Genomic DNA, 25,742 nt, shown 5'->3' with positions numbered 1-25,742 from the left:
ATGAGCGGCGTCGCCGGAATTCTGCTGAGGCAGGAAGGCAAGCCGGCCGCCGCGGCCGACATTCAGCGCATGCTTGCCCGCATGCAACATCGCGCGCCTGACGGCAGTTCGTGGTGGATGGACGAGGGCGTCGTTCTTGGGCACGCCTGGCTCAACACCACCGATGAAGCCGGCCCCGGCCCGCTGACCATGGCCGGCGGCAAGCTCGCGATCACCGCGGACTGCCGGCTGGACAATCGCGACGAATTGCTGGCCAGGCTCGGCATCCGGGACAGTTCGGTTGCCGACGCCGTGCTTGTGATGCGCGCCTATCTGCGCTGGGGCGAAGCCTGCCCCGAGCATCTGCAAGGCGACTTCGCCTTTGCCATCTGGGATGGCGAGCGCCGGCAGCTGTTTTGCGTGCGCGACCATTTCGGCGTCAAACCGTTCTACTATCATTCGAGCGACCGGCGCTTCGTCTTTGCCTCGGAGATCGGGCCGATCCTCGATGCCGGCAGCGTCGACATGCGCATCAGCGAACACCAGATTTCGGGATTCCTGGCCGGGCTGCCCGACGATCCGCAGTCGACAGCCTATGCCGATATCTTCCGCCTGCCGGCGCGCCACAGTCTGACAGTGACCGGCAACCAGGTGGTGCTGCGCCGCTACTGGCAGATCGAACCCTCGCCAAGGCCGATGCGATCGGATACGGCCGAGGAATTCCGGCATCTGTTTTCGCAATCGGTCCGCAACCGTATGCGCGGCACGCCTGCGGTCGGTGCTATGCTGAGCGGAGGCCTCGATTCCTCGTCGATCGCCTGCGTGGCGGGCCTGCAGAATGCCGCGCAGCGAAAGCCGAGGCTGCCGACCTTCTCGCTGGTGTTCGAAAAGGGTTCGCCGATGGACGAGCGGCCTTTCATCGAGGCAGTGCTTGGACAGGAGAAGGTCGACGGCACTTTGATTTCCGTCGGCAACTACGCGCCTTTCGCGGAGTTCGAACGCATCCTGGAGGAGCAGGAAGAAACGTTCCTGGCCCCCGGCCTGTCGCTGACCCGCGACATCTACAGGACGGCCGGCGCCAAGGGCATGAAGGTGCTGCTGGACGGCCATGGCGGCGACGAGGTGGTTTCGCAGGGCCACGGCCATCTGCACGAACTCGCCTATGCCGGCAAATGGATGGAGCTGTGGCGCGAGCTGCGCAGCGCCTCCAACACCTATGGCGATGGCATGCTCGGCCTCTACTACCAGTTCCTTACCCTTTACGGGCCGGCCTGGCGCATCGCGAGAATCAAGCGGTTCGCGAACCGCGTGCTTGGCAAATTGCGGCGCCATCCCACTGGGCGGCCGGCGACGAGCTGGCGCGCCCTGATCAATCCGGACCTGGCGATGCGTACCGACCTCGTCGAACGGTTCCGCAGGGCCGGCTATATGCCGCCCGCGGTCAGCGCCAGCGAGACCTTGACCCATCGCTGGCTGCTGTCGAACGGCATGGTGCCGCACGCCTTCGAGGTGCTCGACAAGGCGGCGGCGAATTTCGGCGTCGAGCCGCGCTACCCCTTCTGGGACAAGCCTCTGGTCGAGTTCTGCCTGGCACTGCCCGGCGCGGAAAAGCTGAACCAGGGCTTTGGCCGCTCGGTGTTGCGCCGTGCCATGGAAGGAATTTTGCCCCCGGCGGTGCAGTGGCGGCGCGACAAGATCGATTTCACCTCGAACCTGGTCAAAGGCATGCTCGGCAATCACCGTGATCTCCTCGACAAGGTGCTGGTAGCGGATGCGGCGCTGATCGCGCCCTATGTCAATTTGCCCGAAGTGACAGCCGCCTATGGCCGCATCGCGCGGCAACCGGACGAAGCCACCCTGCCCGATGTCCAGTATGTCTGGCGTTCGATCGCGTTGTCGCTGTGGCTAAGGCAGGTGCAACAGCGCGGGAGCCAAGCATGACACTGGCCAACATGCCACTCACCGCCGATGCGATCCGCGATGCCGGCCATCCCAAGGCTCGCGCGCAACGCTTCTACAGGGCTTATGGCCTGACGATCGGTTCGCAGGTCGAATTGCCCGAGCTGGAGCCGAGCGCGCCGGCGGCGGTCGATGTGGTGATTACAGTCGGCCCGATCGACTTGCCAAAACCCTCGCCCGAGACCGGAACTGCTTTCCGCTTCGAGGCGCGGCAGCAATATCTGGCATGGCAGACGGTCGGCGCGTTCCTGATTACCGATGCCTGCCGCATCGAGGTGGAGCCGGCGCCTGATGTCGACGATGCACTGCTGGCGTTTCCGCTGCTCGGTCCGGTCATGGCACTGCTCCTGCACCAGCGCGGCCTGCTCATCCTGCACGCCAGCGCCATTGCGGTCGGCGGCAAGAGCGCTGTCTTCATGGGCGACAAGGGCGCCGGCAAATCGACGACGGCGAGCGCGATGATCCGTGCCGGGCATCGATTGCTGACCGACGATGTCGTGGCGCTCGATCTCACGGACCGGCCGATGATCGTTCCGGGTTTTCCGCAGTTGAAGCTCGCCGCCGATGCCGCCGCCGCGTTTCCCATCCGCCAGGCAGAAATACGCCCGCAGGTGCATGCGGCGATCGACAAGATGCAGCATCGCCTGCACGCCGGATTTGCGGCAGACGCGGTGCCGGCGACCCGGATCTATATCCTCGAGCGCGGCGATAAGGCAGCGATCACGCCGCTGCCAGGCATCGGCGCCCTGCCGGCCATCATCAAATTTTCCTATGTGACGCGTTTCGGCCGTCCAGCCCTGGTCGGCGATTTTGCCACGACACATCTTCGCCAATGCGCGGCCCTGGCCAGCCAGATCGGCGTCTGTCGCCTCGAAGTGCCCACCGGGCTCGACCGTATCGGCGAAGCCGTCGCCCTGATCGAAAACGATCTGGCGGCCGACAAAGGGCCGCGGTGACTGACATGTCCGCATCGCAGATCCTGCGCTTTTCGTTTTACCGCGATGTCGCCGGTTTCGGCGCCGCCATGGCCCGGATCGGCGGGCGCAGGACCTTCACGGCATTGCTGTTCCTGATCCTGGGAAGCCTGACCGAAGGCATCTCGATCCTGCTTCTGGTGCCGCTGCTGCATCTGGTCGGGCGACCCGAGCAGAATTTCGCGGTCAGGTTGCCTGACCGCGACTGGGTGCGCTGGCTGGCTCCGGACGGAACGCTGCAATTGACCACGGTGCTTTGCCTGCTGGTCGGGCTTGTCGCGCTGCAGGCAGCGTTCAACCGCTATAAATCCGTCTACATGGCGCGACTGCTGCTCGACTTCATCAATCGCCTGCGCATGAACCTGTTCGAGAGCATCGGCAAGGCGCGGTGGGGGATATTCGCGCGCATGCGCAGCTCCGATCTCGACCATGCGCTGACCGGCGATATCGACCGCGTGCAGTCGGCGGCGTTCTCGCTGCTGATGCTGGTGCAGATCGCCGTGCTTCTGGCGGGTTATCTCGTTGTCTCGCTGTTCATTTCGCCAGTGATGACGGCGTTTGCCATTGTCGTCGGCATCGTCACCTTCCTGGCACTGCAGCCGTTTCGGGCACGAGCCAGCGCCTTCGGCCGGGTCTTGACCAGCAATCGCCAGGAGCAGTACCGAACGGTCTCGGAGTTCCTCGGCGGCATCAAGGTGGCCAAGAGCCTGAATGTCGAGGCGACCTATTACGCGCAGCTTCGCGCGACGCTGGAGAAGATGAAGGCCGACAACATCAACTATGTGCGCAACAGCACCATCGGCACCGCGCTGTTCCAGGTCGCCAGCGTCATTGGTCTGAGCCTGTTCATCTATGTCGCCCTGGTCCGCTTCAACCTCTCACTGGCCGAGATCGTAGTCTTGCTTCTGGTGTTCATGCGCATCGCGCCGCGTTTCATGGACATGCAGATGCAGGCGCAGCAGGTGCTGATCAATCTGCCGGCCTATGCCTCGATGCGCGACATGCAGGCGCGTTTCGATGCCGAAAGCGAGCCGGCAAACCTCGAATCGGATGCCAAGCTGTCGCTCGATGTCGGGCTCAACATCCGCAACGTCTCCTTTGCCTATGAGGCCGGCGGCAAGCCGGTGGTGAGCGATGTGACGTTTGGCCTTCCCGCCGGCAAGGTAACGGCGCTGATCGGTCCGTCAGGCTCGGGCAAGAGCACGCTTGCCGACATGCTGCTTGGCCTGCTCGAACCGAGCGAGGGCAAAATCCTGGCCGATGGCGTCGAGATCGGCGCGGCCAACCGCCGGCGCTGGCGCGACCAGGTGGCGTATGTGCCGCAAGACGTGTTCCTGCTGCACGATACGATCGCCGCCAATCTGCGCCTTGCCGCGCCGCAAGCCACTGACGCGGAGCTGTGGACTGCACTGCGCGCTGCGCATGGCGCCGACTTCGTCGAGCGGCTGGAGTTGCGGCTCGACACGGTGGTCGGCGACCGCGGCGTCCGGCTCTCGGGCGGCGAACGCCAGCGCATCGCGCTGGCGCGCGCGCTGCTGCGCAAACCTTCGCTGCTCATTCTCGACGAGGCGACCAGCGCGCTCGACTGGCAGAACCAATCCCTGATCGCCAAGTCGATCGACGGCTTGCGCGGATCGATGACGATCCTGACCATTGCGCACAGGCCATCGATGATCGCCTTCGCCGACTGGGTGGTTGCAGTCGAAAACGGACGAATCGTCGAAGTGGGGCAATATCAGAGGTTGAAAGCGAAGGCCGGCAGCCGCCTGTCGAAAATGCTTTCAGGCGAGCAATCGGAACCCGAGCCGGCCGAAGCAGGCTGAGTCCGGCTGCAAGATGATCCGAGGCCGACCTTGCGGCTTCAGACTGCTCAATGCACGCTGCGCCTCGCCGAGAGCTTCTCGCCTTCAACCGCCTTGTCGGCGCCGAGGCTTCTTTCGGCGTCGCGAGCCCTGTCGGCCGATGTCGGCGCGCTCCTGGCGATCATCACATACACCAGCAGGAAATAACCGATTTGGATGAGGACAGCGCAGCCGATGACGCGAAGCACCGTTGTGGTGACTGTCGCGCCGTCGACATAGGACCACGCGACCACGATCGCGAGGGCGAAAACCATTCCAATGACGAATTTTGGTAATGACATGTTCGGCGGCCCGTCAACCGGCCCGAGCATGCAAAAGCGATGACTTACCCACCCGAGTATCTCCCCATTCGCCATGCGAGCTTATTTAGCTGCTCTTTTTCGGCCGGTTGCTTCCGGCCTTCCCAACCCATCCAGACTCTATCAGGAATAATTTGCGACTCTATTAAGGCGCGAAACTGACGGCAAGGGCAACCAGCAATAATTTTCGGCTTGGCGGCGGCTTGGACTCCGCCATGCTGCGATGCACACGCAGGGGTGGTGGCCTAACTCGTCATGCGCTTTATACTACAGTAGAATCTGCAATGTTGATTAGTATTTTACTTGATTAATTTAGCAAAGCCAGTGATTCGAAAATCAGTTAAAGCCGTTCCCTCTGCGGCAAAGGACGATTTGCCCAGAACCCGCCGAAAAAAGGCTTTACATTTCCTACGGTTGCTAATTATTCGTCACAAACCCGCCATAAAGGGCAAAATTTGGGCAAGGAGGGTTTATTATTTAGTCAATTCCTGACGTGACTATTTCAGCCATATGGGAAATTGTGTGTTGCGCTGCAGCATTTTTTTGGTATCGTGGCATAAACCATCCGTTCAACGTATGGAGCTTTTGCATGAGGGACGTTGCCAAGTCGGCTAATGCGGCATTTTCGCATGTCGGCGTAGATTTTCCGCCACCCATCGGCGGGCTGCTGAAGCGCAGTTTCGATATTTTCGGTTCACTTGTCGGCCTGGTGGCGCTTAGCCCGCTGTTCCTGATGGTGGCCCTTCTGGTCAAGCTTTCCGACGGCGGCTCGATCTTCTACGGCCACAAGCGCATCGGACGCGGTGGGCGGATTTTCCCCTGCCTCAAGTTCCGCACCATGGTCGAAGACGGCGAACGTGTGCTGGCCGCCTATCTCGCGGCCAATCCGGAAGCCAACGCCGAATGGATCGCGACCCGCAAGCTGAAGAACGATCCGCGCGTCACCCGCGTCGGCGCCGTTCTGCGCAAGCTCAGCCTCGACGAGCTGCCGCAGATCATCAACATCCTGCAGGGCGACATGAGCCTTGTCGGGCCTCGCCCGGTGGTGCGCGACGAGCTTGAGATCTACGGCAGCGCCGCGGTCTATTATTTGAAGTCGCGGCCGGGCCTGACCGGGCTTTGGCAGGTCAGCGGACGCAACGATGTCTCCTATGACAGTCGCGTCGCGTTCGACCGTCACTATGTCGAGAACTGGTCGCTGTTCGAAGACGTTCGCATCATCCTCAAGACCGTGCCCGCGGTGTGGATGTCGCGCGGTTCCTACTGACCGACCGCAACTGGTCAGCAATCGGGCCGGTACGGCCCGAAGCCAATCCGGTCCAAAGCTATTCGGCGATGGGCCGGTCTCGCATTGCAGCCATAGTATTCTGCCAGGTTCCGAAGGAGGCACTCGGCAGCAGGCCTATCGGGCGGATGGGGCCAAAACGGATCGGAAACGTTCAGTTGAAAACAGACATATCAGCGTATTTTCGCCTTGCCGGCCCGATGCGGCCGGCACGGCTTGTCGCCACGTGCCTCGCTCTGTCGCTCGCGGTTCCAGCCATGGCCGACGAGTACCGGCTCGGCTCGCAGGACAAGCTCAACATCCGCGTCGCCGAGTGGCAGACGGTGGAAGGCACGTTCCGTGACTGGTCGGCGGTAAACGGCGAATATTCGGTCGGTCCCGCCGGCAATTTGTCGGTGCCGTTCGTCGGCGAACTGCCGGCCGCCGGCAAGACCACGTCGGAGGTTGCGGCCGCGATCAGCGTCGCCCTGCAGCGCAAGCTTGCCTTGTCGGACAAGCCGGAAGCCTCGGTGGAAATGGTGCAGTTCCGGCCGTTCTACATCTCGGGCGAGATCCAGACGCCTGGCCAGTTTCCCTATGTGCCGGAGCTGACCGTGCTCAAGGCGATCAGCATCGCCGGCGGCATCCGGCGCAACGCCGATTTCGGCACCCAGCTCGGCAAGGACCTGATCACCGCCAAGGGCAATTTCGACATTTATGACGACCAGCGCGTGCGGTTGATCGTCAAGCGTGCCCGCATCGATGCCGATCTCGCCGGCAAGGAGAGTTTCGAGGCGCCTAAGGAAGTCGAGGGCGACCCGCGCCTGGCGACAATCGTCGCCGACGAAATGCAGATCCTGATCTCCGACCAGAAAGCGTTGAAGCTGAAGCTGCAGGCGCTTGACGATCTGAAAGGGGTCCTGCAGTCCGAAATCGAGGCGCTGCAGAAAAAGATCGTCAACCAGCAAAAGCAGGTCGACCTGGCGCAGCAGCAGGCGGACAGTATCGGTCCGCTGGCGCAAAAGGGCCTGGTCGCCAACGCACGCCTGCTTTCCTCGCAACAGTCGGTCACCGATCTGCAGGGCAAGATCCTGGACTATGAGACGGCGATCCTCACCGCCAAGCAGTCGGTCAGCAAGGCGACGCAGGATGCCATCGATGCCCAGAACACGTTGAACTCGAGACTTGCCGCCGACCGGCAGCAGGTCGAAGCAGACCTCAACGAAGCCGCACTCAGGGTCAACATGCAACAGGGCCTGATGGCCCAGGCATCGGACCCGGCCACGACCGCCGCCATCACAAACAACAATGAAGAGCCGGCGCTCATCTATTCGCTGGTGCGCGTGACCGACGGCAAGACCAGCGAGATCGACGCCAAGGAAGATACGCCGGTGCTGCCGGGCGACGTCATCAAGGTGAAGCTGGCGCCGACGGCCAGCCAGTAAGTTCCTGTCTCGCTCAGCTAGACCGGAACGACGGAGGGGCGGGAGAACCAGTTCGGCTCGTTCGCGCCAGGGTGCGGGCGGGAACTTCCGTTTTTCGACCGCTTGAAGGCATTCCATGCAGCCCGCCGCACCGCGCCACGTCTACCTCAATCTCGATGCCATCCGCGGCGTCGCGGCGATCAGCGTCATGCTCTACCACTTCTCGCCGTTCCTGGCCGCCGGCAAGGTGCTGCCGTCGAGCTATTTGGCCGTCGACCTGTTCTTCCTGCTCAGCGGCTTCGTCATCGCGCATGCCTATGACCGCAAGATCGAAAACGGCATGGGCGTCGGCACCTTCGTAGCGATCCGCCTGATACGCCTCTACCCGCTCTACCTCGCCGGCACGCTGCTCGGTTTCTTCTATCTCGTCGTCAAGAACCGGCTGATTCCGGCGGAATACATGCCGATCTCCGAGATCGGCACCATGCTGACGACCGGCATGTTCTTCATCCCGCTGGTCAGCGATGCCTATCACACGATCTTTCCGCTCAACCCCGCGTCGTGGTCGCTGTTCTTCGAGCTGATCGTCAACATAGCCTATGTCGCCGTCTTCTTCCTGCTGACGAAACGCGTGCTGAGCACGCTCATTGCCGTCAGTCTGGTGTTGCTGGTGGTCGTCTCTATCATCGCCGGCACCCTCGACTTCGGCATGACCGGATCGACCATCATCAGCGGCCTGCCGCGCGTCTGTTTCTCGTTCTTCCTGGGCGTGCTGCTTTGCCGGTCCATGACACGCTATCAAAGCGGGCTCGGCTTTCTGCGGCGCGGCTGGTGGATAGAGGCCGCGATCGCACTGACGCTCGTCGTCTTTGCCATCGCGCCGGCCGGCGGCGCGCGCGTCGCCTACGATCTCGCCTGCGTCGTCTTTGTTTTCCCGGCGCTGGTCGTGGTCGGCACTATTGCGCCGACGGCGCCGCGCCTGTCAGGCCTCTATGGCTGGCTGGGGCGGATTTCCTACCCAATCTACATCATCCACACGCCGCTGCTGATGATCATCGCCGGGGCGGGCAAGGCCGCAGCGATCGACCCGTTCGCGCATCATCCCTGGTTCGGCATCGTCATGGCGGTTTCCGTCATCGTCATCGCCGACATCGCCACGCGCCTCTATGACGAGCCGTTGCGCCGCTTCCTGCAGCGGCTGATGCTGCGCAAGCGCGCCGTCGCCTGAGATAAGCAAGTCAGACGCGCGCCGGCATGCGGCCGTTGGCGATGTTCTCGTCCGGCACCGGAACATAGGCCCGCCTTGCCCTGGCGAGCGGCACCGGGCGCAGCTTGAACAGGCCGTAATAGACGATGAACGAGGCCATAAAATAGGGGCCGAGGATCTCGACCTCGAAGAAGGAGCGGATCAGCATCATGCCGACCGCGCCGGCGAGCACCACCGAATCGGCGCTCCAGTCACCGAACACCACCTTCGAAACATGGCCCCAGAAGGAGCGCAGGATGATCAGCGCCAGCATCGTCACGCCGATGAAGCCGAGCTCGACCAGCGTCTCGATATAGGTGTTGTGGAAATGGAAGCCGGTGCGGGTGGAGATGTAGAACTCGGCCCAGAGCCGTTCCGGATCGGCAAAACCCTGGATCCAGTAGGCGGCATAGCCATAACCGAGCACCGGACGCTGCTGCGCGGCGGCCCAGCCCTGTTCCCAGAGATAGGTGCGGCCGGTCAGCGTCGAATCCTTGCCGAAGATGCCGAGCACGACATCGAGCAGGCCAAGGTTCAGCGCAGCCATCACACCGCCGACCAGCGCGGTAGCGCCGACGACGAACAGCACGCGGCGGTAGCGGCGTGACAGAACCTTGCTCATGGCAAGCAAGGCAACGACACCGATCACCGCCGGAAGCGAAGCGACCGACGTCGCCGAGTGGGCGATCGCCAGCATATAGACCGACAGCAGGATGATCGGCGCGGTCCAGACGAAGCTCATCCAGTTGCGCCGGTAGAAGGCCAGAAAAGCGAAGCAGAAGAAGATGCCGAGCGAGGCGAAGAAGCCGATCTGGTTCTTGGAGCCGAAGGCGCCGACGAAATTGGTGGTGCCGTCGATAGTGTCGAGCGCATAGGCGCCAACCTTCAGCGAATACAGCAGCACGATGAAGATGCCGATCAGCGAGCCCAGCACCAGCGTGCGCGTGCTGATGGTGCGCGCCGCGATGTAGGCGCACAGCATGTGGGAGAAATATTGCAGCCCCGCCCGCGCGCTGGTGCCGGCCGCTTGCGACCAGAACAGCGACAGGCAGACATAGGCCGCAAACAGCAGCGGCAGCCAGGCGCTGGAGAGATCGCGGGCGAAACGCCGGTAATCGACGAACAGCAGCGGCAGCCATACCAGATAGTAGGCGAGGATCAGGATCTGGCCGAAATTGGTGGAGTAGGCGAAGGCAAAGACCGACACCGCAACGGCGAAGGCGGCATAGGCCTTGTTGTTGTCCGCATCGATCAGAATGGATTTCGGGATCTTCATATCCGTACCGGATTTCTCATGCTGCCGCCTTTCGGCTGGGCTGAAGCGCCCATGGTCGGCTTTTCTGCGTCAGGTCCGCCCTTTGCATGCGCGATCGCCGGAACCTGCCCTTGCCGGACCCCGATCAGCGGGCACCATTGTGCAGTGCACAATATAACCTCTATCGCCTGTCACTCAATGGTAAATTTGCCGCAGCAGGGCCAAAACGACCATGCAACCGACAAATGGCGTTAATGCGGCTCGCTCGTTCGAAAATTCAATCTGTGGCCGCTACCACAGCGCTCCGCCGGTGACCTGGATGTTTTCCATGGTGATGCCCTTGGCCAGATCCGAGCACAGGAATACTGCTAGAGCCGCGATTTCCTGCGGCTGCAGCATGCGCTGCTGGGGATTGCCCTTGGCGATCTCGGCCATGGCTTCCTCGGCGGTTCTGCCCTTGCCCTCACGCTCGACGACCTGCGCCACGTTGCGGCGCATCAGTTCGGTCTCGACCCAGGTCGGGCTGATCATGACGCAAGTGACACCGTGCGCGGCGCCTTCCAGCGCCACGCAGCGGGTAAAGCCGAGCAGCCCGGCCTTCGAGGCGCAGTAGGCCGGGTTGTCCTTCCAGCCGACTGAAGCCGCTGTCGAGCCGATGTTGACGATACGGCCCCAGCCGCGCTCGATCATGCCGGGCAGCACAGCTCGGGTGACGCGGAACGCTCCGCTGAGATTGGTGTCGACGATCTTGTCCCACAGTGCGTCGGAATGGCCGCAGACCGGCTGTTCGGCGGTGGTGCCCGCGGCATTGACCAGTATGTCTCCCGGGCCGATGGCGGCTTGTGCGTCAGCCGCAAACCGGTTGGTCACCTCGCTATCGCGGACATCGAGGTGGGCGGCATAAACCCTGGTGCCGTGTGCCGACAGGGCCAACCGCACGCGCTCGATTTCATCGGCGCCGGGATAGTAGGCGGCGTCGGTTCTGTCGGCGCCGGCGGGGGCGATGTAGGAGCCGACCGCTACATTTGCGCCGGCCTGCGCCAACGCCGTCGCAATGGCGAAGCCCATGCCGGAAAACCCGCCGGTGACGATCGCGCTGCGGCCGGAAAGGTCTGTCATGGGCAGTGAATCTCCGATGCCGACGTTTGATGCCATAGTCTTAGACCCAGCCCGGTGACGAGCGCTACCTTGCCTGCAGCGCTGGTCACCACGTCGCTAAAGCAGTTTGCCCAGCCACTCGCGATAGAAGCCTTCGAGATCGGGTTCGAAGTCGTGCACGATGGGGTAGCCGGGAGCCGCCGCCTCGACCTCATGCATGGTGCCGCATTGCGGGCAGATGAATTCGCGGATTTCCATCCATTGCGGATCGGGGATATCGCTATTGGGATAGATCTCGCGCAGCGCCTCCTCGGTGTTGCGCACGTTGATCGCGGCCTTGAGCTTCCAGTTCTTGCGATAGTCGCCGAAGGAGTGGCCGCATTCGCAACGGGTGATGCGCTCGTCGCCGCTCTGGCAGATGAACAGGTGATCCGAGACCGGCAGAAGGATCGGGTCCTTCCATGCGACACGGTCCTGATAGACGGCGAGCATCTTGAAGAAGCGGTCGTCGTCCTTGTAGGCGCTCATGATGCGCTTTGTCTGCGGCCAGGGCAGCTTGCCGGCTGAGAGATCGCCGAGGACTTCCTTGCTGTATGAGGTCATGGCTTTGCTCCCGGCATGAAGATCGATCTGGCGTCGACGGTCCAGAAATCGCTGAAATCCCTGGTGAAGCGCGACGATAGCTTGATCGCGCTGGCATACATTTTCTTCACCTCGGGCGCGAAGTCGGCCTTCTCGACACGGCCGCGTTCGGCAGCGATCCAGTCCGAAACCGGGATCGCCTTGGCCAGACGCTCCTTGCGCATGGCGGCACGACGTTCGACGGTGGCGTCGATATCGGCAACCGGATAACCCTCGGCGTCGTCCTTCAGCACGATGCCGAAAATCTGGACCGCCGCCTGGCGGGTGAGAAAACCGTTCTCGACATCCCAGGCGGTCTTGACCGGATCGCGCTCCAGCACGTCGCCGTAACCGCCGCCACCATTGTAGGAATGGCTGAAGATGTCCCCCGACTTGTGCGGCGAGGTGATGTAGGGGCCTTCGACCACGGCATGGTCGCCGCCGATGTTCTTCTCGTAGTCGGAGACATGCGGATCGATACCTGGGGCATGCGCGAGCGGTTCGCCTTTTGCCGCCAGTTCATGGATGTTGGAATTGCGTACCGCGCGATGCTTCTGGCAGGTCGGCGCGGGATAGCCGCCACACATGCCGCCATTGTCGAATACCCGCGAGGAGTGTTCCGAGGTGTGCAGTCGCAGGTGCGAGGTCTTGTTGATCAGCCAGGTCGAGACGAAGGAACAGCCGCCGCGATATTTGCCGGCGCCCCCTGAATTGGGGACGATCGAGCGGCCGATATAGACCAACGGCATCGATTGTTCCCAGACCTCGATGTTGCCCATGTCGGATTCCGGATTCCAGCCGACATAGGCGGTGTCGAGGCCATCGGCGATGGCGAGCGCGCCGGAGCCGGCGGCGGCGCATTCGAAATGCGCCATGCCGAACGGCGTACCGTACTGGCTTTCGCCGCCCATCTCGATCATCGGGCTGTTGACCTGGCCAACGAAGGCTTCCTCGACGAAGCCGCGCGCGACGAAGCCGCGCGACAAAAGGCGCTGGAACACGCCATAGGCCGGCAGCAGCAGCGCCCAGGATGTGGCGGTCGCCACCATCTCATTGTCGGGGTTGGTCCAGGTGCCGTGCGGCAGCTTCAGCTCGGTCGCCATCCAGGCGCCGTCATTGACCAGGCCCTCGAAATTCATGTGCTGGGTCAAGGTGACGAACATGCCGCCATCCATGCCGGCCGGCGTGCAGTTCATCGAATGGTAGCCCCAGGGCTGCGTGCCCTCGAAGTCCATGGTGATCTTGCCGTCGGTGGTGATCTCCATCTCGATCGGGATGTTGTAGAGCCAGTCGGGATCGCCAAGCAGCTGGAAGCCGGGCTTGCCCGCCGTGACATGGCCGTAGAAGGTGTGGCCGCGATAGATGCCGGGCACGGTGAGCTGGCGGGTGCGGGCGAGCTGGGCGCGACGGCCCTCCTCGATGAACTCCTTCGACACCTTCATCCAGTAGTCGAGGCCGATCTCGGAGATCAGCTGCTTGACGCTTTCGCGCATGTCGATGCAGGAGGCGACCTTGGCCTTCTCGTCGAGCACCCAGTAGATCGGCATGCGTAGATTGCGCTCGCAGCGGATGACGTAGTCGCGGCGGATCTCGTCATTCTCGCCGATCTTTTCGGCGCAGACGAACAGGCCTTCGGTGAAGCGCTCCTGCGCCAGGCAGACGTCGCCGCCGGGCGTGATGCCGCCGGCTTCGAGCTCGTGGCAGACCGCACCGGCCCAGCCGACCAGCGTGCCTTCATGGAAGATCGGCACCACGTCCATGACGTCGGGCACCTGCACGGTGCCGATGAAGGCATCGTTGTTGGCAAAGATGTCGCCTTCGCGGATCTTCGGGTTTTCCTCGTAATTGTTCTTGATCATCCATTTGATGAAGCGGCTCATCGTGTGGACGTGGACCATGATGCCGTTGGACAGCGCGATCGCATCGCCCTCGGGCGTATAGATCGCCACCACCATTTCGCCGACTTCGCGCACGCCGGGCGAGGCCGAGATGCGGCGGGCCATTTCGCGGGCCGAGACGCAATAGGCGCGCAGCTTGGTGTGCAGCGTCTCGAATTTCAGCGGGTCCTGGTTGCGTAGCGTGAGCTCGGTGATGCCGTCATAGCAGCCGGTCTCTTCCATCAGCCGTTCTGAATCGAGCAGCCGTTCGCGAAGGCGCAGGGCCGAGGCAGGTCCGTCCAACATGGCGGTGCCCTTTCAAGAATGGGTGTAATGCAGCAGCGTCCACTCATCGACGTGGACACGGTCCTGCGGATGAACAACGAGCGTGGTGGCGGGATGTTCGATGATGGCCGGACCGATCACCTCATGGCCGGGCTGCAGTAGGTCCATCTCGTAGAGATTGGCCTTGTGCCAGCGTCCCCCGATATAGGCCTCGCGCACGCCCTTGTGCGCTGCTGCCGGGGCCGACTTGCCGAGCGGGCGCTTCAAGAGCACCGGCTTGACCTTGTCGGCGGTGGCGATCAATCCGAGCTCGGTGATGGTGAAGCCGGCTTCGCCATAGCGCGAAACGCGATGGTTGACCTTGGCGTAGACCGCCTCGAACTCGTCGATGACCCTACGCATGTCGTCAGCCGAATTGACCTCGGCAAGCGGTGCCATGACCTCGACATCCTCGAGCTGGCCGGTGTAGCGCATCATCAGGAACGGCACGGTCTTGATCTTGTCTCTGATATGGCCGTCGCTGATCATCTCCTCGACCGCCGCCTTGGTGAGATCATTCCAGACGTCGGTGACCTTCTTGCCGAAAGCGAGCAGCTCGTCATCGCTTGCGCGGGCGCCGATGTCGTGCTGCGTCGAGACCGAATGCCGACGCATGAAATCGGCGGTGGTGCAGCCGAAGGCCGAGAAGGCGGCGGCAAACTGGAAGGTGATGATGTCCTTGAAGCCGATGCCCCTGCAGCAGCCGGCCAGATGCAGCGGACCCGAGCCGCCATAGGACAGCAGCGTGAATTCCGAGGGATGGATGCCCTGGCCGGAGATGACCCGGCGCAGCGCGTTGTTGGCATCGGCTTCCAGCATGTCGATCATGCCTTCGGCAGCCTCCTCGACACCGACGCCAAGGATGCTGGAGCATTTTTCCTCAAACGCTTTGCGCGCCTTCTCGACCTGCAAGACGACCTTGCCGCCGAGGAAATAATACGGGTTGAGGCGGCCTAGTATGGCGTCGCAATCGGCGATGGTGGGTTCAGTGCCGCCCTTGGCGAAGCAGATGGGGCCGGGGTCGGAACCGGCACTTTCCGGCCCGAGCGAGACTTTCTTGGTCAGCGGGTCGACCTTGAGGATCATGCCGGCGCCGGCGCCGATCGTGTCGAGATGCAGCGTCGGCACGTTGAGCTTGAAACGGTCCATCAGCGGCTCGTTCTCGATCCGCGTCTGGCCGCGCGAAATGACGCCCATGTCGAAGGAGGTGCCGCCCATGTCCGAGCAGATCAGGGAGTCGTTGCCGATGAGCTTGCCGACATAGGCCGCGCCGAGAATACCGCCGATCGGGCCGGAAATCATGGTTTCGTGCAGGCGCGGATGGTTGATTGAGGTCAGGCCGCCAAAGGACAGCAGCGTCTGCACGCCGTATTTGAAGCCGTATTTTTTCGAAACGTCCTCGATACCCCTAAGCTGCTTGCGGCCGCGCGACGTCGCGTAGGCTTCGATCAGCACCGAGTTCAGCCGCGACTGTTCGCGGATGACCGGGCGGACCTCGTGGCTGGTGTAGATGAGGATGTCGGCGCCGGCTTTCAGCACCTCCTCGCGGCATATCTCGGCGATGCGCTTTTCGTGCACCGGATTGACGTGCGAGAAGATGGTCATGATGCAGATCGCCTCGACCTTGTCGGCAATCAGCTTCCTGGCCGCAATCGCGACTTCATGCTCGTATAGCGGCAGCACGATGTCGCCGAACTGGTCGATGCGCTCGGTGACGCCATGGGTGCGACGGCGCGGCACCAGCGGATCGGGATGATGGTGGGTCACCGCATGCAGCCGGTCGGCATAGGAATAGTCGGCCCAGGCCTGCAGGCCGCGACCCATCAGGATCATGTCTTCCAGACCCTTGGTGGTGATCAGGCCAAGCCGGCGCCCGGTGCGCGACAACAGTGTGTTGAGCATGCCGGTGCCGGAATAGAGCACGACGTTGACGCCGGAGAACAGCTGCTCCAGCGAGATGCCCCAGGCGTCGGCCGCGTCTTCGGCCGATGCGAGGAAGCCTTCGGCCTCGTTCTTCGGCGTGGTTGCCGACTTGCCGATCTTGAAGTGGCCGTCCTGGTCGACAAGGATCGTGTCGGTCATGGTGCCGCCGGCGTCGATGCCGATGACGATTGGATTGCCGACGATGGGGCTGGTGAGGTTGGGTTGGGTCACGGTCGCCTCAGGATTGCTGTAGGATGGCTCAAGCTAGATTCCTTGGGCGGCCTTGCGCCATATGCCAAAAGACACAATGACCGCCGGACCGGGATCGCCGAGAAAAGGGCATGCGCATGGGCAGCAACATCTGGGCGCCGCTGGCCAGGGCGATTGCCGCCACCGGCACGGACAGGCATGTCGACTGCCTGATCGACCTGATCGGCGCCGATATCGAGCACGATCTCGTCACCGTGACCCGATATTCGGCGACGCAGACACCGGAGTTTGTCAAGCACCGGCGCTTTTCGGATGAGATGGTGCGGCGCTATCTCGACAATTACTACGTCTTCGACCCGTTCTATGCCTCGTGGCGGCGCGAGCGACGGCTGGGCATCCTGCCGCTGAAACGGCTCGCCGATGACGAGGCCAAGCGCGGCCAGTACATAGCCGGTTTCCTGGCGCAGTCGGAAATCTGCGATGAGGTCGGCATCATGCTGGCCGATGGCGGCGACTGGTGCCTCGGCATCTTCCTCGACCGCTCGACCTCCACCTTCAAGGAGAGCGAGATCGCCCTGCTGGACGAGCGGCTGCCGGTGTTCGAGGCCTTGCATGCGCTCGACATCAAGGCGCGCGGCACCGAGTTCTCCCGCACATCGGCGCCGACCGGCCCCGGCGCCTCGCCCCGGCAGGAGCCGACCATCCCGGCGAGCCTGTGGCCGGAGCTGTCGCTGCGCGAGCGGGAATTGGTGCAGTTGATCCTGGCGGGACATCCGACCGCCAACATCGCGGAACGGCTCGGCATCGCCGTCGGCACGGTGAAGAACCACCGCCGCCGCATCTACGAGAAGCTCGACATCACCACCGAACGGGAGCTGTTTTTGCAGTTCTTCCAGCATCGGGCAGACGGTTAGTCCGCCATCGATATCGTCGTCAGTCGTGCAATTGCCTGGAAATCGGCGGGCCGACAGTAAAGCCGGAGAATGTTACCTCAAACCCTTCGCGCTGTGGCGAGCAGCACATCATTCCGACATCGACGGATTTCGAGATCGGGAAATAGGCCAGCCGCACCGGCTTCCAATGGCTATCCGTGGAGTCCAGATACTGGATGCGGATCGCCTCCGCGTGGCGGGTCAGGCGGATGCGGACGCCGTCGGGGCCGGTGGGGATGCTAAGCAGCGACCAGTCCGAGGTGTCGCTGGTGACGACGACGGAAAAGTGCGCCAGCCCGTCGGTGTATTCGATGCCTGCCTTGATCCAGTGCGTTTCGCTCAGCCGCAGCATCAGCCCGGCCTGGTCGTAGAGCACCTTGTAGTCGCCCTTGACGGTGACTTCGGCGCTGAAGTCACCCTCGACCGGCCGATACAGGAAATGGCCATTGTCACGCCAGAAACCGTAGAAGGTTTCGCGCCAGAAGTCGGTTTCCCTGCCGGTGCGCACATGCACGATGCCATCGCCGAAGGCATGATGCGGCGGCGGGTTGAGCCAGGTCAGTTCCTTTTTCGCCGCTGTCATCGGGTCACCCGTCGATCAGCCGGCAAATGTGTAGGCTGTCTTCACCGTGGTGTAGAATTCCGCGGCATAGCGGCCCTGCTCGCGTGGGCCGTAGCTCGAGCCCTTGCGGCCGCCGAACGGGACGTGGAAGTCGACGCCCGCCGTCGGCAGATTGACCATCACCATGCCGGCTTCGGAGTTGCGCCGGAAATGCGTGGCATGCTTGAGGCTCGAGGTGCAGATGCCGGACGTCAGGCCGAAGGGCGTGTCGTTGGCAACCGCCAGCGCCTCGTCATAATCCTTGACACGGATGACATTGGCGACCGGCCCGAAGATTTCTTCGCGCGAAATGCGCATGGCGTTGGTGCTCTCGGTGAACAGTGCCGGCCTGAGGTAGAAGCCGGGCGTTTCGCGATCGAGCCGCTCGCCGCCGAAAGCGAGGTTGGCGCCTTCCTTGCTGCCGATGGCGATGTAGTCCTCGTCCTGCTTGAGCTGGCTCGCATCGACGACCGGTCCTATCTGGGTCTTGGTGTCGAGCGCATCGCCGATGACGAGCTTTTCCAGGCGCTCCTTGAGCGCGGCGACGAAGCGGTCGTGAATGCCCTCGGTCACCACCAGGCGAGAAGAGGCCGTGCAACGCTGGCCGGTCGAGAAATAGGCGCCGTTGATGGCGCATTCGACCGCCGTGGCGAGGTCGGCGTCGTCGAGCACGACCATCGGATTCTTGCCGCCCATTTCGAGCTGGAACTTGCGCATGTGCTCGACGCTTGCCGCGGCCACGCGTTTGCCGGTGCCGACCGAGCCGGTGAAGGTGATGGCGTTGAGGTCGGGGCTGTCGAGCATGGCCTGGCCGACCACCGAGCCCTTGCCCATGACCAAATTGAGCACGCCTTTCGGCAGGCCGGCGCGGTGCAAGATGTCGACGATGGTCCAGGCGCTTTCGGGAACGAGTTCGGCTGGCTTGAAGACGATGGTGTTGCCGTGGGCGAGCGCCGGCGCGATCTTCCAGGTGGGAATGGCGATCGGGAAATTCCACGGCGTGATGATGCCGACCACACCAACGGCTTCGCGGGTGATCTCGACGCCGACGCCCGGGCGCACGCTGGGCACCAATTCACCCGACAGGCGCAGCGTCTCGCCGGCGAAGAAGTCGAAGATCTGGGCGGCGCGGATGGTCTCGCCAATGCCCTCGGCCAGCGTCTTACCCTCTTCGCGCGACAGCGCGCGGCCGATCTCGTCCTTGCGCGCCATGATCTCGTCCGACGCCTTTTTCAGCACGGCGTGGCGCACCAGCGGCGCGGAGCGCGACCAGGCCGGGAAGGCGGCTTTGGCCGCCGCTATGGCCTGCTTTGCCTGTTCGGCGCCGGCCGAGGCATATTCGCCAACGACATCGCCCGTGTTCGAGGGATTGATGTTGCGCGAGCCGGTCTCGCCCACCCACTCGCCATCGATCAGATTTTTACGAAACAGGCTCATGTCGCGGTTTCCTTGTATTGGTTCGCTGGGGGTGCCGTATGCCTGAATCATTTATCAGACAAATGACGACACTGTGAGGGCTGAAATCTAGCTGCGGACTGGATAGCCGATGGCGCGCGGCTATGAAAGCCGCGACCTCAAGATGGACAATATAAAGCGGCCCTGTCAGGTCGGAAAAGTCCAGAACAGGCAAGCCAGCGTCGCCGCGGCGAAGATGACGAAGAACAAGCTCCTGAGCAGGATGTTGCGGCGCAGCTCGTTCATGGTGAAATGGCAGCCGACGATGGCCGCGGCGAACAGGAAGCGCCAGTTCAGCAGCGCCCACAGCACGCTGCTCTGGCCAAAAGCCCAGCGCGCGACGAGACAGCCGACAATTGTGGCGAACAGGGCAATCACCGCCCAGAACAGCGCATCCGCCGCATGGGTCAAGACGATGCCGGCGGCCCGGATCGGCAGGATCATCATCAGCATAGCGCTGAAGAAGTAGACGGCGGCGAGCGGCAGGAACGAGCCGGCATCGGCAATACCGTCCAGCCGCCGCACGCCGATCGCGCCATAGGGATAGCCGTGCCTGGCCACCGCCAGGCTGAGCGCCATGAGCAATGCGGTGAGCACCGCGACCAATGCGAATGTAATGAGGGCCTTGCTCATGCCGTTCCTTGCTTTGAGGCCCTGTCAGAGCCGAATCACGAGGAACGATTTTAGCGCACGGTCCGCGATTGCGCGTCAGCTTTGCTGAGCGTTCCGCTCTTCATCGGTCGCTGTTTTCGAAGGCGCCCATGCCTTGCGCGATCAGATTGGTTGCCATGACAAGCGAAACGATGGCCGCCGAGTTGAATATCACCACCCACCATTTGCCGCCGGTCAGGAAGCCGTAGCCGTCGGCGACCGCCAGCCCCCAGTCGGCTGAAGGCGGCTGGATGCCGAGGCCGAGGAAGCTCAGCGTGGCGATTGAAAAGAAGGCGTAGCCAAGCCTTGTGACCAGCTCGATGAGGATGGTTTCCCTGACATTAGGCAGGATCTCGAGGAACATGATGGAAAGAGCGCTCTCGCCGCCGAGACGAGCGGCGCTGACATAGTCGCGTTCGCGCTGCTCGCGCACGGCGGCACGCACCGTCCGTGCCACCAGCGGGGCATAGGCGATGCCGATCACAAGGATGACGGTGAGGTTCGATGGCCCAAGCGCGACCAGCGCCATGGTGACGAGGACGATGAAGGGAAAGGCCATCAGCGTGTCGAGCAGCCTGGCGCCGATAGCGTCGATCAGCCCGTCGAAATAACCGAGCACGAGGCCAAGCACACTGCCGGCGGCAACGCCGAGCAGTGTTGCTGCCGGCGCGACCAGCAGGATGTCACGCGAGCCGACGACGATGCGCGACAGCACGTCGCGGCCAAGTTGGTCGGTGCCGAACCAGTGCGCGGCATCAGGCGGCGCCAGCATGACGAGGAAATCCTCGGCATAGGGATCGTAGGGCACAAACAGGCTGCCTAACACGGCGCAGCCGACCCAGAACAGCAGGATCAGCGATCCAACGATCACCGAGGGCGGCAGCTGCGAAACAGTCTCGCGGATGCGACTTGCTGCCCGCCAGCCCAGCGTACGGCGCTCCGGCAATTCCATCAGTTCCATCATGGCGACACACGGCGGCGCTGCCGCGGATCGAGCAAGGCATTCACGAGATCGCCTGCCGCGGCCGACAGCACGAAGATGGTCGCCATGACCAGCACGCCGGCTTCGAGCATCGGGAAGTCACGCGACTTGGCGGCGTTGAGCACCAGATTGCCGAGACCCTGTATGCCGAACAGCGCTTCGATGACCACCAGCCCGCCAAGCATGTAACCGGTCTGCGTCGCGAGCACGGCGATGGTCGGCGTCAGCGCATTGCGCAGCACGTGCCGGATGAGGATTTCGCGACGCTCGAGGCCTTTCAGGACGGCGGTGCGCGTATAGTCGGCGGCCAGCGCCTCGATCACGCCGGCCCGCGTCATGCGGGTGATGTAGCCGGCAAGGTTCAGCACCAGCGGCAGCGCCGGCAGGATCAGATAATAGCCACTGACCCACAGCCCGGCGCCATCGGGAGCAGCGCCGGTGATCGGGAACCAGTTCAGCCACAGGCCGAAGACGATGAGCAACAGCAGGCCGGAGACGAAGTCCGGGACGATGCCTAAGGACACGCCGGCGAGTACGATCAGGCGGTCGATAAAGCGGCCCTGGTTGAGACCGGCGACGATGCCGGCGCCGATGCCCAGCGGCAGCAGAAAGACGAGGATAATTCCGGCAAGGGCCGCCGAGCGCTTGAAGCTTTCCAGAACGAAGGGCGCCACCGGCAGACGCAGCGACAGGGAGGTGCCGAAGTCGCCTGACAGCACGCTGCTGAACCAGTGCCAGTATTGCACGAGCACCGGCTGGTCGGCGCCGAGCTGCCTGTTCAGCGCCGCGACGGCCTCGGCACCGGCGAACGGCCCGAGCATGAGGCGGGCGACATCGCCGGGCAGAACCTGCCCGGCGAAGAACACCAGCATGCTGACCAGCCACAGCGTGAGCAGAAGCGAGGCTGCCCGCACCGACACAGTGCGGCCGGTCAGCATCGGATTCCGGTGCCCGGAGTGGCTGGACGTCTCGCAATCATGCCTGGGCGAACGTCACGCGATCGAGCAGCAGATGCGAGATTGCCGTGAAGCGGACGCCCTCGACCTTCGACGAGACGATGCGGCTGTATTGCGAGAAGTAGCTGATGATCAGCGGGGTCTCGTCCAGCAGCAGGGTCTGGATCTTGCCCGCGGCAAGGCGTTGCGCCTGAAGGTCGCGGGCCTTGCCGTATTCGAGCAGCAGCCCGTCATAGGCCGGGTTGTTGAAATGCGCGGCGTTCCAGGCGCCCGAACTCTTCAGCGTCGCGTTGAGGAAGATGTCGGGCGTGCCGCGATGGCCAAAATCGGTAATGCCGAGATTGGAATCGAGCCATGGCGACGAGCCGAACTTCGCCGAGCCATAATAGGCGTCCTGCGGCAGCACGTTGAGCTTGATGTCGATGCCGGCCTTCTTGGCAAAATTCTGGATCAGCACGGCATAATCGGGAATGTCATAGGCGCGCTCGGTGGTCAGCGTCACCGGGAAGCCGTTCGGCACGCCGGCCTCGCCAAGCAGGCGCTTGGCCTCGGCGATGTCCTGCTTGCGCTGCGGTACCGACGGATCGGCCGAGGGGAAGATCGGCGCGAACGGGGTGTCGTTGCCGATGATGGCGCGGCCCTTGAGCAAGCCCTTGACCACCGCCTCGCGGTCGATGGTGAGCGCCAAGGCGCGGCGGATGCGCTTGTCGGTGAACGGCGCCTGGTCGGTCCTCAGATGCACCTCGTCATGCGAACTTGCCTGCACGCTGAGCAGCTTGAAGTTGGGATTGCCCTCGATCGCCAATTCCAGCCGGGTCGTGCTCGGGATGACGTCGAGCTGGCCGGCCTGCAGCGCCAGCACCTGCGCCTGCTCGTCGTCGAAGAACTTGATTTCGACGCGGTCGGGCAGCGCCTTGTCGCCCCAATAGTCAGGGTTGCGCACGAAGCTGGCGCCCTGCTTGGGGCGGAAGGATTCGAGCTTGAACGGGCCGGTGCCGTTGAAATTCTTCTCGAAATCGCCGGCATAGTCGGCCGGCAGGATGACGGCATTGTAGACGTCGGACGAGACATAGAAGGGGAAGTTGCTGTTGGGCCCGTCGAGATCGAAGGCGACTGTCTGGTCGTCGACGACCTTGGCGCCGCCCTTGGACAGGATGCCCTTATAGGCCGACAAAGCGGACGAACCGCTGGCCGGATCGACCAGCCGCTCGAAGCTCGCCACCACATCCTTGGCGGTGACGGTGCGGCCGTCGTGGAATTTTACGCCCGGCCGCAATTTGAAGGTCCAGCGGCTGGCGGTCTCGTCGGCCTCCCACGACAGAGCGAGCTTGGGCTGCAGACCGTCCTTGGGATCGTCGAGGATGAGATATTCGCCGACCTGGCTGATGACGCCGATGCTGGCCGGATCGGTGATGGAGACGGGATCGATCGCCTTGGTCGGCTGTCCGAGCCCAACGCGGACCGTGCCGCCGGCGCCGGCAGCGCGCGCCGTGCCAAAACCAACAAGCCCCTGCGAGGCGGCAAAGCCGGTGAGGCCGATCAAGGCTGCGTATTTCAGGAGATCGCGGCGCTTGAGGAAGCCGGCCTGGTGCTCATCGACGGCGACGTTCCAGATGTCGCCGGAAAGATTGCGAAGCGTATCGATGTCGTTGCGTTTGGTCATTTTGAAACCCCTGTCTGAAATGACTGTTGAATGCCTTTAAGCGACTGGTTCGCCGTCGAGATGGATGCGGTCGACGGCTTGCGGGTAGAAGGCGATGAGGCCCCTGATCTTGGGCATTTCGGCAATGGGATCGCGATAGCTCCAAGCGACATCGGGGCTTACCGAGCCGTCGGCGCGCAGGCCCGACCAGTAAGAGGCAATGCCCTTGTAGGGACAGCGCGTCGTGCTCTCCGAGTCGACCAGACGGTCGAGCCTGACATCGTCCGGATGCAAATAGAAACGCGTCGGCAGATGCGTTTCGAACAGCAGCACCGGGCGATGGCTGTCGGCGATCACTTCGCCGTCGAACCAGATCTGGACATGGCTTGAACTCTGCAGAGCGTCGATGCGGGCGTATGGGTCGCGGGCGTGGACGAAGACTTCTTCCTCCTCCTCGAACCATTGGTCGACCGCTTTCCAGGTGAAGGCGATGCGGCCGGCCAGTGGCGACAGGCTTTCATCCGGCGGCGCGACAAACGACCAGGCCGCATTGGGAGAAGCTTTCGATCCCGTCTCCAGGTCCCAATAGGTGGTTTCGCCGCCGACTGGATGCGGCTGGCGATGCTCGGACGGCTTCAAGAGCGAGCGGTCCACCGAGGATGCCGGGAAGAAATAGATCGGCAGGAAATGGTTGGAGCGCAGCACCAGGACGTTGCGGCTGTCGGCGATGGTGCGGCCGGCGAATTTGACCCGAATGCGCTTGGGGCTGTGCAGAACATTGATGAGTTGCGGAGCCGTGGCTTCGCGGGGCTGGAGTTTTGGCGCTGCGGTCATACCAATTGCTCCAAGTCAGGATACGGCGCGCACATTGTCGCGCTGTTCGGTGAAGCGGTTGGCCGGCCGCGCCAGGCCGAAACGGTCCCGCAGCGTCCCCGGCGCATATTCGGTGGGGAATACGCCGCGGCGCTGCAGTTCCGGCACGACCTGCTCGGCAAAATTCACCCAATCCTCCGGCAGCAGCGGGAACATCAGGTTGAAGCCGTCGGCGGCACCTGCCTCGAACCAGTCCTGCAGCTGATCGGCGATCTGGTTCGGTGTGGCGCCGCCGGGGGGCCCCGAACCGCTGTTGGCGAGCTTGCGAGCGATCTCGCGCAGAGTGAGGTTCTGCTTCGACCATTCCTTGACTCGATTGAGCGAGGTGCGGCCGCCATTGAAGGTACTCTCGTCCGGCAGCGGCGGCAGCGGGCCGTCCGGCGGATATACGGAGAGATCGACGCCGCTCCAGCTCGAGAGAAGGTCGATGCCGACCCGATCGGGAAGCAAGCTCTGCAGATACTCCTGCCGCTCGCGTCCCTCCGCTTCGGAAGCTGCGACGATCGGCAGGATGCCCGGCAGGATCTTGAAGCTCTCGGGCTTGCGGCCGTAACGGGCGAGGCGCTCGTTGATGTCCTGCCTATATTTGATGCCGTCTTCCTTGGTGCTGTAGATGGCAAAGTGCGCATCGGCATGCGCGGTAGCGAAATTCTTGCCGTCTTCGGACGAGCCGGCCTGGACGATCAGCGGATGGCCCTGCGGCGGGCGCGAGACATTGAGCGGTCCGCGCACCTTGAAGTGCGGGCCCTTGTGGTTGATCGCATGGACCTTGTCGGGATCGGCGAAATAGCCCGATGCCTTGTCGATCAGTAGCGCCTCGTCTTCCCAGCTGTCCCACAGCGCCTTGACGATATCGAGGAATTCGGTAGCGCGCTCATACCGAAAGGCGTGCTCGATATTGCCGTCGCGGCCGAAATTGCGGGCCTCCTCGTCCATGGCCGACGTCACGACATTCCACGACGCCCTGCCCTTGCTGATATGGTCGAGCGAGGCAAACATGCGGGCGACATTGTAGGGCTCGCTGTAGGAGCTCGAGGCGGTGGTGATGAGGCCGATATGCCTGGTCACGCCGGCAAGCGCCGACAACAGCGTCAGCGGTTCCAGGCGGGCGTTGGCGTAGTGGGCGACGCCGCTCTGTACGGAATCCCAGATCGCGACATGGTCGGCGACAAAGATCGTATCGATCCTGGCGCGCTCCGCCGCCTGCACTAGATCGCGATAGAAGCCGAAGTCGAGCACTTCGCGTCCCGGCGCGCGCGGATGGCGCCACGACATGCGATGATCGCCCTGCGGATTGAAGAAAAACGCGCTGAGGATCATGTGGTCGCGTGCCAT

Annotated in this window: 21 protein-coding genes; 7 read left to right on the top strand and 14 right to left on the bottom strand. The window is 63.0% G+C overall.

All coding sequences use genetic code 11. The features are described 5' to 3' along the window. From NKI88_RS08585 to NKI88_RS08575, 3 genes are read left to right on the top strand one after another with little or no spacing between them, the layout of a single operon-like run. Positions 1-1,920 (top strand): lasso peptide isopeptide bond-forming cyclase, encoded by a 1,920-nt coding sequence (locus NKI88_RS08585; protein WP_352654630.1) that lies wholly within the window; start codon positions 1-3, stop codon positions 1,918-1,920. An 11-nt stretch (positions 1,921-1,931) separates the two neighbouring features. Next, positions 1,932-2,894: a phosphoenolpyruvate carboxykinase (ATP) gene (locus NKI88_RS08580; protein WP_502909441.1), complete on the top strand. Its 963-nt coding sequence runs from the start codon at positions 1,932-1,934 to the stop codon at positions 2,892-2,894. A gap of 5 nt (positions 2,895-2,899) precedes the next feature. Further along, positions 2,900-4,735, top strand: a complete 1,836-nt coding sequence (locus NKI88_RS08575) for an ABC transporter ATP-binding protein (protein ID WP_352654626.1) — start codon at positions 2,900-2,902, stop codon at positions 4,733-4,735. 47 nt (positions 4,736-4,782) lie between these two features. Here the strand turns inward: NKI88_RS08575 and NKI88_RS08570 are convergent, their stop codons facing one another. After that, positions 4,783-5,055, bottom strand: coding sequence for an exopolysaccharide production repressor protein (locus tag NKI88_RS08570; RefSeq protein ID WP_023668815.1), 273 nt, complete (start codon positions 5,053-5,055; stop codon positions 4,783-4,785). Between the two features lie 607 nt (positions 5,056-5,662). Here NKI88_RS08570 and NKI88_RS08565 point away from each other — a divergent pair. From NKI88_RS08565 to NKI88_RS08555, 3 genes are all read left to right on the top strand, one after another. Then, the gene (locus NKI88_RS08565; RefSeq protein WP_023668816.1) at positions 5,663-6,340 is read left to right on the top strand and encodes a sugar transferase; all 678 of its coding nucleotides are present in this window, start codon (positions 5,663-5,665) and stop codon (positions 6,338-6,340) included. Between the two features lie 218 nt (positions 6,341-6,558). Next, positions 6,559-7,782 carry a polysaccharide biosynthesis/export family protein gene (locus NKI88_RS08560; protein WP_352654670.1) on the top strand — a complete coding sequence of 408 codons (1,224 nt, stop codon included), beginning with the start codon at positions 6,559-6,561 and terminating at the stop codon, positions 7,780-7,782. 115 nt (positions 7,783-7,897) lie between these two features. Next, entirely contained in the window at positions 7,898-8,989 is a 1,092-nt protein-coding gene (locus NKI88_RS08555; RefSeq protein ID WP_023707795.1) for an acyltransferase family protein, read from the top strand. A 10-nt stretch (positions 8,990-8,999) separates the two neighbouring features. Here NKI88_RS08555 and NKI88_RS08550 read toward each other — a convergent pair whose 3' ends face one another. From NKI88_RS08550 to NKI88_RS08530, 5 genes are all read right to left on the bottom strand, one after another. Then, positions 9,000-10,283 carry an O-antigen ligase family protein gene (locus NKI88_RS08550; protein ID WP_023707794.1) on the bottom strand — a complete coding sequence of 428 codons (1,284 nt, stop codon included), beginning with the start codon at positions 10,281-10,283 and terminating at the stop codon, positions 9,000-9,002. A gap of 270 nt (positions 10,284-10,553) precedes the next feature. After that, entirely contained in the window at positions 10,554-11,381 is an 828-nt protein-coding gene (locus tag NKI88_RS08545) for an SDR family NAD(P)-dependent oxidoreductase (RefSeq protein WP_023703582.1), read from the bottom strand. A gap of 96 nt (positions 11,382-11,477) precedes the next feature. Then, the gene (locus NKI88_RS08540) at positions 11,478-11,963 is read right to left on the bottom strand and encodes an acetone carboxylase subunit gamma (RefSeq protein ID WP_023703583.1); all 486 of its coding nucleotides are present in this window, start codon (positions 11,961-11,963) and stop codon (positions 11,478-11,480) included. Next, positions 11,960-14,164 (bottom strand): hydantoinase B/oxoprolinase family protein, encoded by a 2,205-nt coding sequence (locus NKI88_RS08535; RefSeq protein WP_352654623.1) that lies wholly within the window; start codon positions 14,162-14,164, stop codon positions 11,960-11,962. The genes NKI88_RS08540 and NKI88_RS08535 overlap by 4 nt, the downstream gene beginning before the upstream one ends. 12 nt (positions 14,165-14,176) lie before the next feature. Beyond that, positions 14,177-16,336 carry a hydantoinase/oxoprolinase family protein gene (locus NKI88_RS08530; protein ID WP_023823832.1) on the bottom strand — a complete coding sequence of 720 codons (2,160 nt, stop codon included), beginning with the start codon at positions 16,334-16,336 and terminating at the stop codon, positions 14,177-14,179. A 110-nt stretch (positions 16,337-16,446) separates the two neighbouring features. On the opposite strand from NKI88_RS08530, the gene NKI88_RS08525 reads away from it, so the two are divergent. Beyond that, positions 16,447-17,229, top strand: coding sequence for a helix-turn-helix transcriptional regulator (locus tag NKI88_RS08525; RefSeq protein ID WP_352654620.1), 783 nt, complete (start codon positions 16,447-16,449; stop codon positions 17,227-17,229). Between the two features lie 19 nt (positions 17,230-17,248). On the opposite strand, the gene NKI88_RS08520 is transcribed toward NKI88_RS08525, so the two are convergent. The 8 genes from NKI88_RS08520 to NKI88_RS08485 all read right to left on the bottom strand — a co-directional run bounded on the left by NKI88_RS08520 (position 17,249) and on the right by NKI88_RS08485 (position 25,742). Continuing rightward, positions 17,249-17,830, bottom strand: coding sequence for a DUF1349 domain-containing protein (locus NKI88_RS08520; protein ID WP_023823834.1), 582 nt, complete (start codon positions 17,828-17,830; stop codon positions 17,249-17,251). Positions 17,831-17,845: 15 nt separating this feature from the next. After that, the gene (locus tag NKI88_RS08515) at positions 17,846-19,285 is read right to left on the bottom strand and encodes an aldehyde dehydrogenase family protein (RefSeq protein WP_023823835.1); all 1,440 of its coding nucleotides are present in this window, start codon (positions 19,283-19,285) and stop codon (positions 17,846-17,848) included. Between the two features lie 165 nt (positions 19,286-19,450). Further along, positions 19,451-19,936 (bottom strand): hypothetical protein, encoded by a 486-nt coding sequence (locus tag NKI88_RS08510; RefSeq protein ID WP_027049258.1) that lies wholly within the window; start codon positions 19,934-19,936, stop codon positions 19,451-19,453. A 100-nt stretch (positions 19,937-20,036) separates the two neighbouring features. Continuing rightward, the gene (locus NKI88_RS08505) at positions 20,037-20,918 is read right to left on the bottom strand and encodes an ABC transporter permease (protein ID WP_023707792.1); all 882 of its coding nucleotides are present in this window, start codon (positions 20,916-20,918) and stop codon (positions 20,037-20,039) included. Then, positions 20,915-21,874: an ABC transporter permease gene (locus NKI88_RS08500; RefSeq protein ID WP_352654617.1), complete on the bottom strand. Its 960-nt coding sequence runs from the start codon at positions 21,872-21,874 to the stop codon at positions 20,915-20,917. The genes NKI88_RS08505 and NKI88_RS08500 overlap by 4 nt, the downstream gene beginning before the upstream one ends. Positions 21,875-21,911: 37 nt before the next feature. Next, entirely contained in the window at positions 21,912-23,555 is a 1,644-nt protein-coding gene (locus tag NKI88_RS08495; protein ID WP_352654615.1) for an ABC transporter substrate-binding protein, read from the bottom strand. A gap of 36 nt (positions 23,556-23,591) precedes the next feature. Further along, entirely contained in the window at positions 23,592-24,368 is a 777-nt protein-coding gene (locus tag NKI88_RS08490; RefSeq protein WP_352654613.1) for a DUF427 domain-containing protein, read from the bottom strand. 15 nt (positions 24,369-24,383) lie between these two features. Beyond that, positions 24,384-25,742, bottom strand: a complete 1,359-nt coding sequence (locus tag NKI88_RS08485) for an LLM class flavin-dependent oxidoreductase (protein ID WP_352654611.1) — start codon at positions 25,740-25,742, stop codon at positions 24,384-24,386.

It is taken from the genome of Mesorhizobium sp. M0317, from assembly GCF_040321555.1.
GTDB lineage: Bacteria > Pseudomonadota > Alphaproteobacteria > Rhizobiales > Rhizobiaceae > Mesorhizobium.
Note: the sequence above shows the minus strand (reverse complement) of the source record. Positions and strands in the feature narration are given on the sequence as shown.

What these genes read in the sequence shown, in the direction of transcription:
- NKI88_RS08490 (WP_352654613.1), bottom strand. Translation starts at nt 24,368, where the DNA reads ATGACCGCAGCGCCAAAACTCCAGCCCCGCGAAGCCACGGCTCCGCAA.
- NKI88_RS08485 (WP_352654611.1), bottom strand. Translation starts at nt 25,742, where the DNA reads ATGGCACGCGACCACATGATCCTCAGCGCGTTTTTCTTCAATCCGCAG.
- NKI88_RS08510 (WP_027049258.1), bottom strand. Translation starts at nt 19,936, where the DNA reads ATGAGCAAGGCCCTCATTACATTCGCATTGGTCGCGGTGCTCACCGCA.
- NKI88_RS08545 (WP_023703582.1), bottom strand. Translation starts at nt 11,381, where the DNA reads ATGACAGACCTTTCCGGCCGCAGCGCGATCGTCACCGGCGGGTTTTCC.
- NKI88_RS08520 (WP_023823834.1), bottom strand. Translation starts at nt 17,830, where the DNA reads ATGACAGCGGCGAAAAAGGAACTGACCTGGCTCAACCCGCCGCCGCAT.
- NKI88_RS08580 (WP_502909441.1), top strand. Translation starts at nt 1,932, where the DNA reads ATGCCACTCACCGCCGATGCGATCCGCGATGCCGGCCATCCCAAGGCT.
- NKI88_RS08565 (WP_023668816.1), top strand. Translation starts at nt 5,663, where the DNA reads ATGAGGGACGTTGCCAAGTCGGCTAATGCGGCATTTTCGCATGTCGGC.
- NKI88_RS08555 (WP_023707795.1), top strand. Translation starts at nt 7,898, where the DNA reads ATGCAGCCCGCCGCACCGCGCCACGTCTACCTCAATCTCGATGCCATC.
- NKI88_RS08535 (WP_352654623.1), bottom strand. Translation starts at nt 14,164, where the DNA reads ATGTTGGACGGACCTGCCTCGGCCCTGCGCCTTCGCGAACGGCTGCTC.
- NKI88_RS08495 (WP_352654615.1), bottom strand. Translation starts at nt 23,555, where the DNA reads ATGACCAAACGCAACGACATCGATACGCTTCGCAATCTTTCCGGCGAC.
- NKI88_RS08515 (WP_023823835.1), bottom strand. Translation starts at nt 19,285, where the DNA reads ATGAGCCTGTTTCGTAAAAATCTGATCGATGGCGAGTGGGTGGGCGAG.
- NKI88_RS08540 (WP_023703583.1), bottom strand. Translation starts at nt 11,963, where the DNA reads ATGACCTCATACAGCAAGGAAGTCCTCGGCGATCTCTCAGCCGGCAAG.
- NKI88_RS08570 (WP_023668815.1), bottom strand. Translation starts at nt 5,055, where the DNA reads ATGTCATTACCAAAATTCGTCATTGGAATGGTTTTCGCCCTCGCGATC.
- NKI88_RS08585 (WP_352654630.1), top strand. Translation starts at nt 1, where the DNA reads ATGAGCGGCGTCGCCGGAATTCTGCTGAGGCAGGAAGGCAAGCCGGCC.
- NKI88_RS08575 (WP_352654626.1), top strand. Translation starts at nt 2,900, where the DNA reads ATGTCCGCATCGCAGATCCTGCGCTTTTCGTTTTACCGCGATGTCGCC.
- NKI88_RS08500 (WP_352654617.1), bottom strand. Translation starts at nt 21,874, where the DNA reads ATGCTGACCGGCCGCACTGTGTCGGTGCGGGCAGCCTCGCTTCTGCTC.
- NKI88_RS08525 (WP_352654620.1), top strand. Translation starts at nt 16,447, where the DNA reads ATGCGCATGGGCAGCAACATCTGGGCGCCGCTGGCCAGGGCGATTGCC.
- NKI88_RS08550 (WP_023707794.1), bottom strand. Translation starts at nt 10,283, where the DNA reads ATGAAGATCCCGAAATCCATTCTGATCGATGCGGACAACAACAAGGCC.
- NKI88_RS08505 (WP_023707792.1), bottom strand. Translation starts at nt 20,918, where the DNA reads ATGATGGAACTGATGGAATTGCCGGAGCGCCGTACGCTGGGCTGGCGG.
- NKI88_RS08560 (WP_352654670.1), top strand. Translation starts at nt 6,559, where the DNA reads ATGCGGCCGGCACGGCTTGTCGCCACGTGCCTCGCTCTGTCGCTCGCG.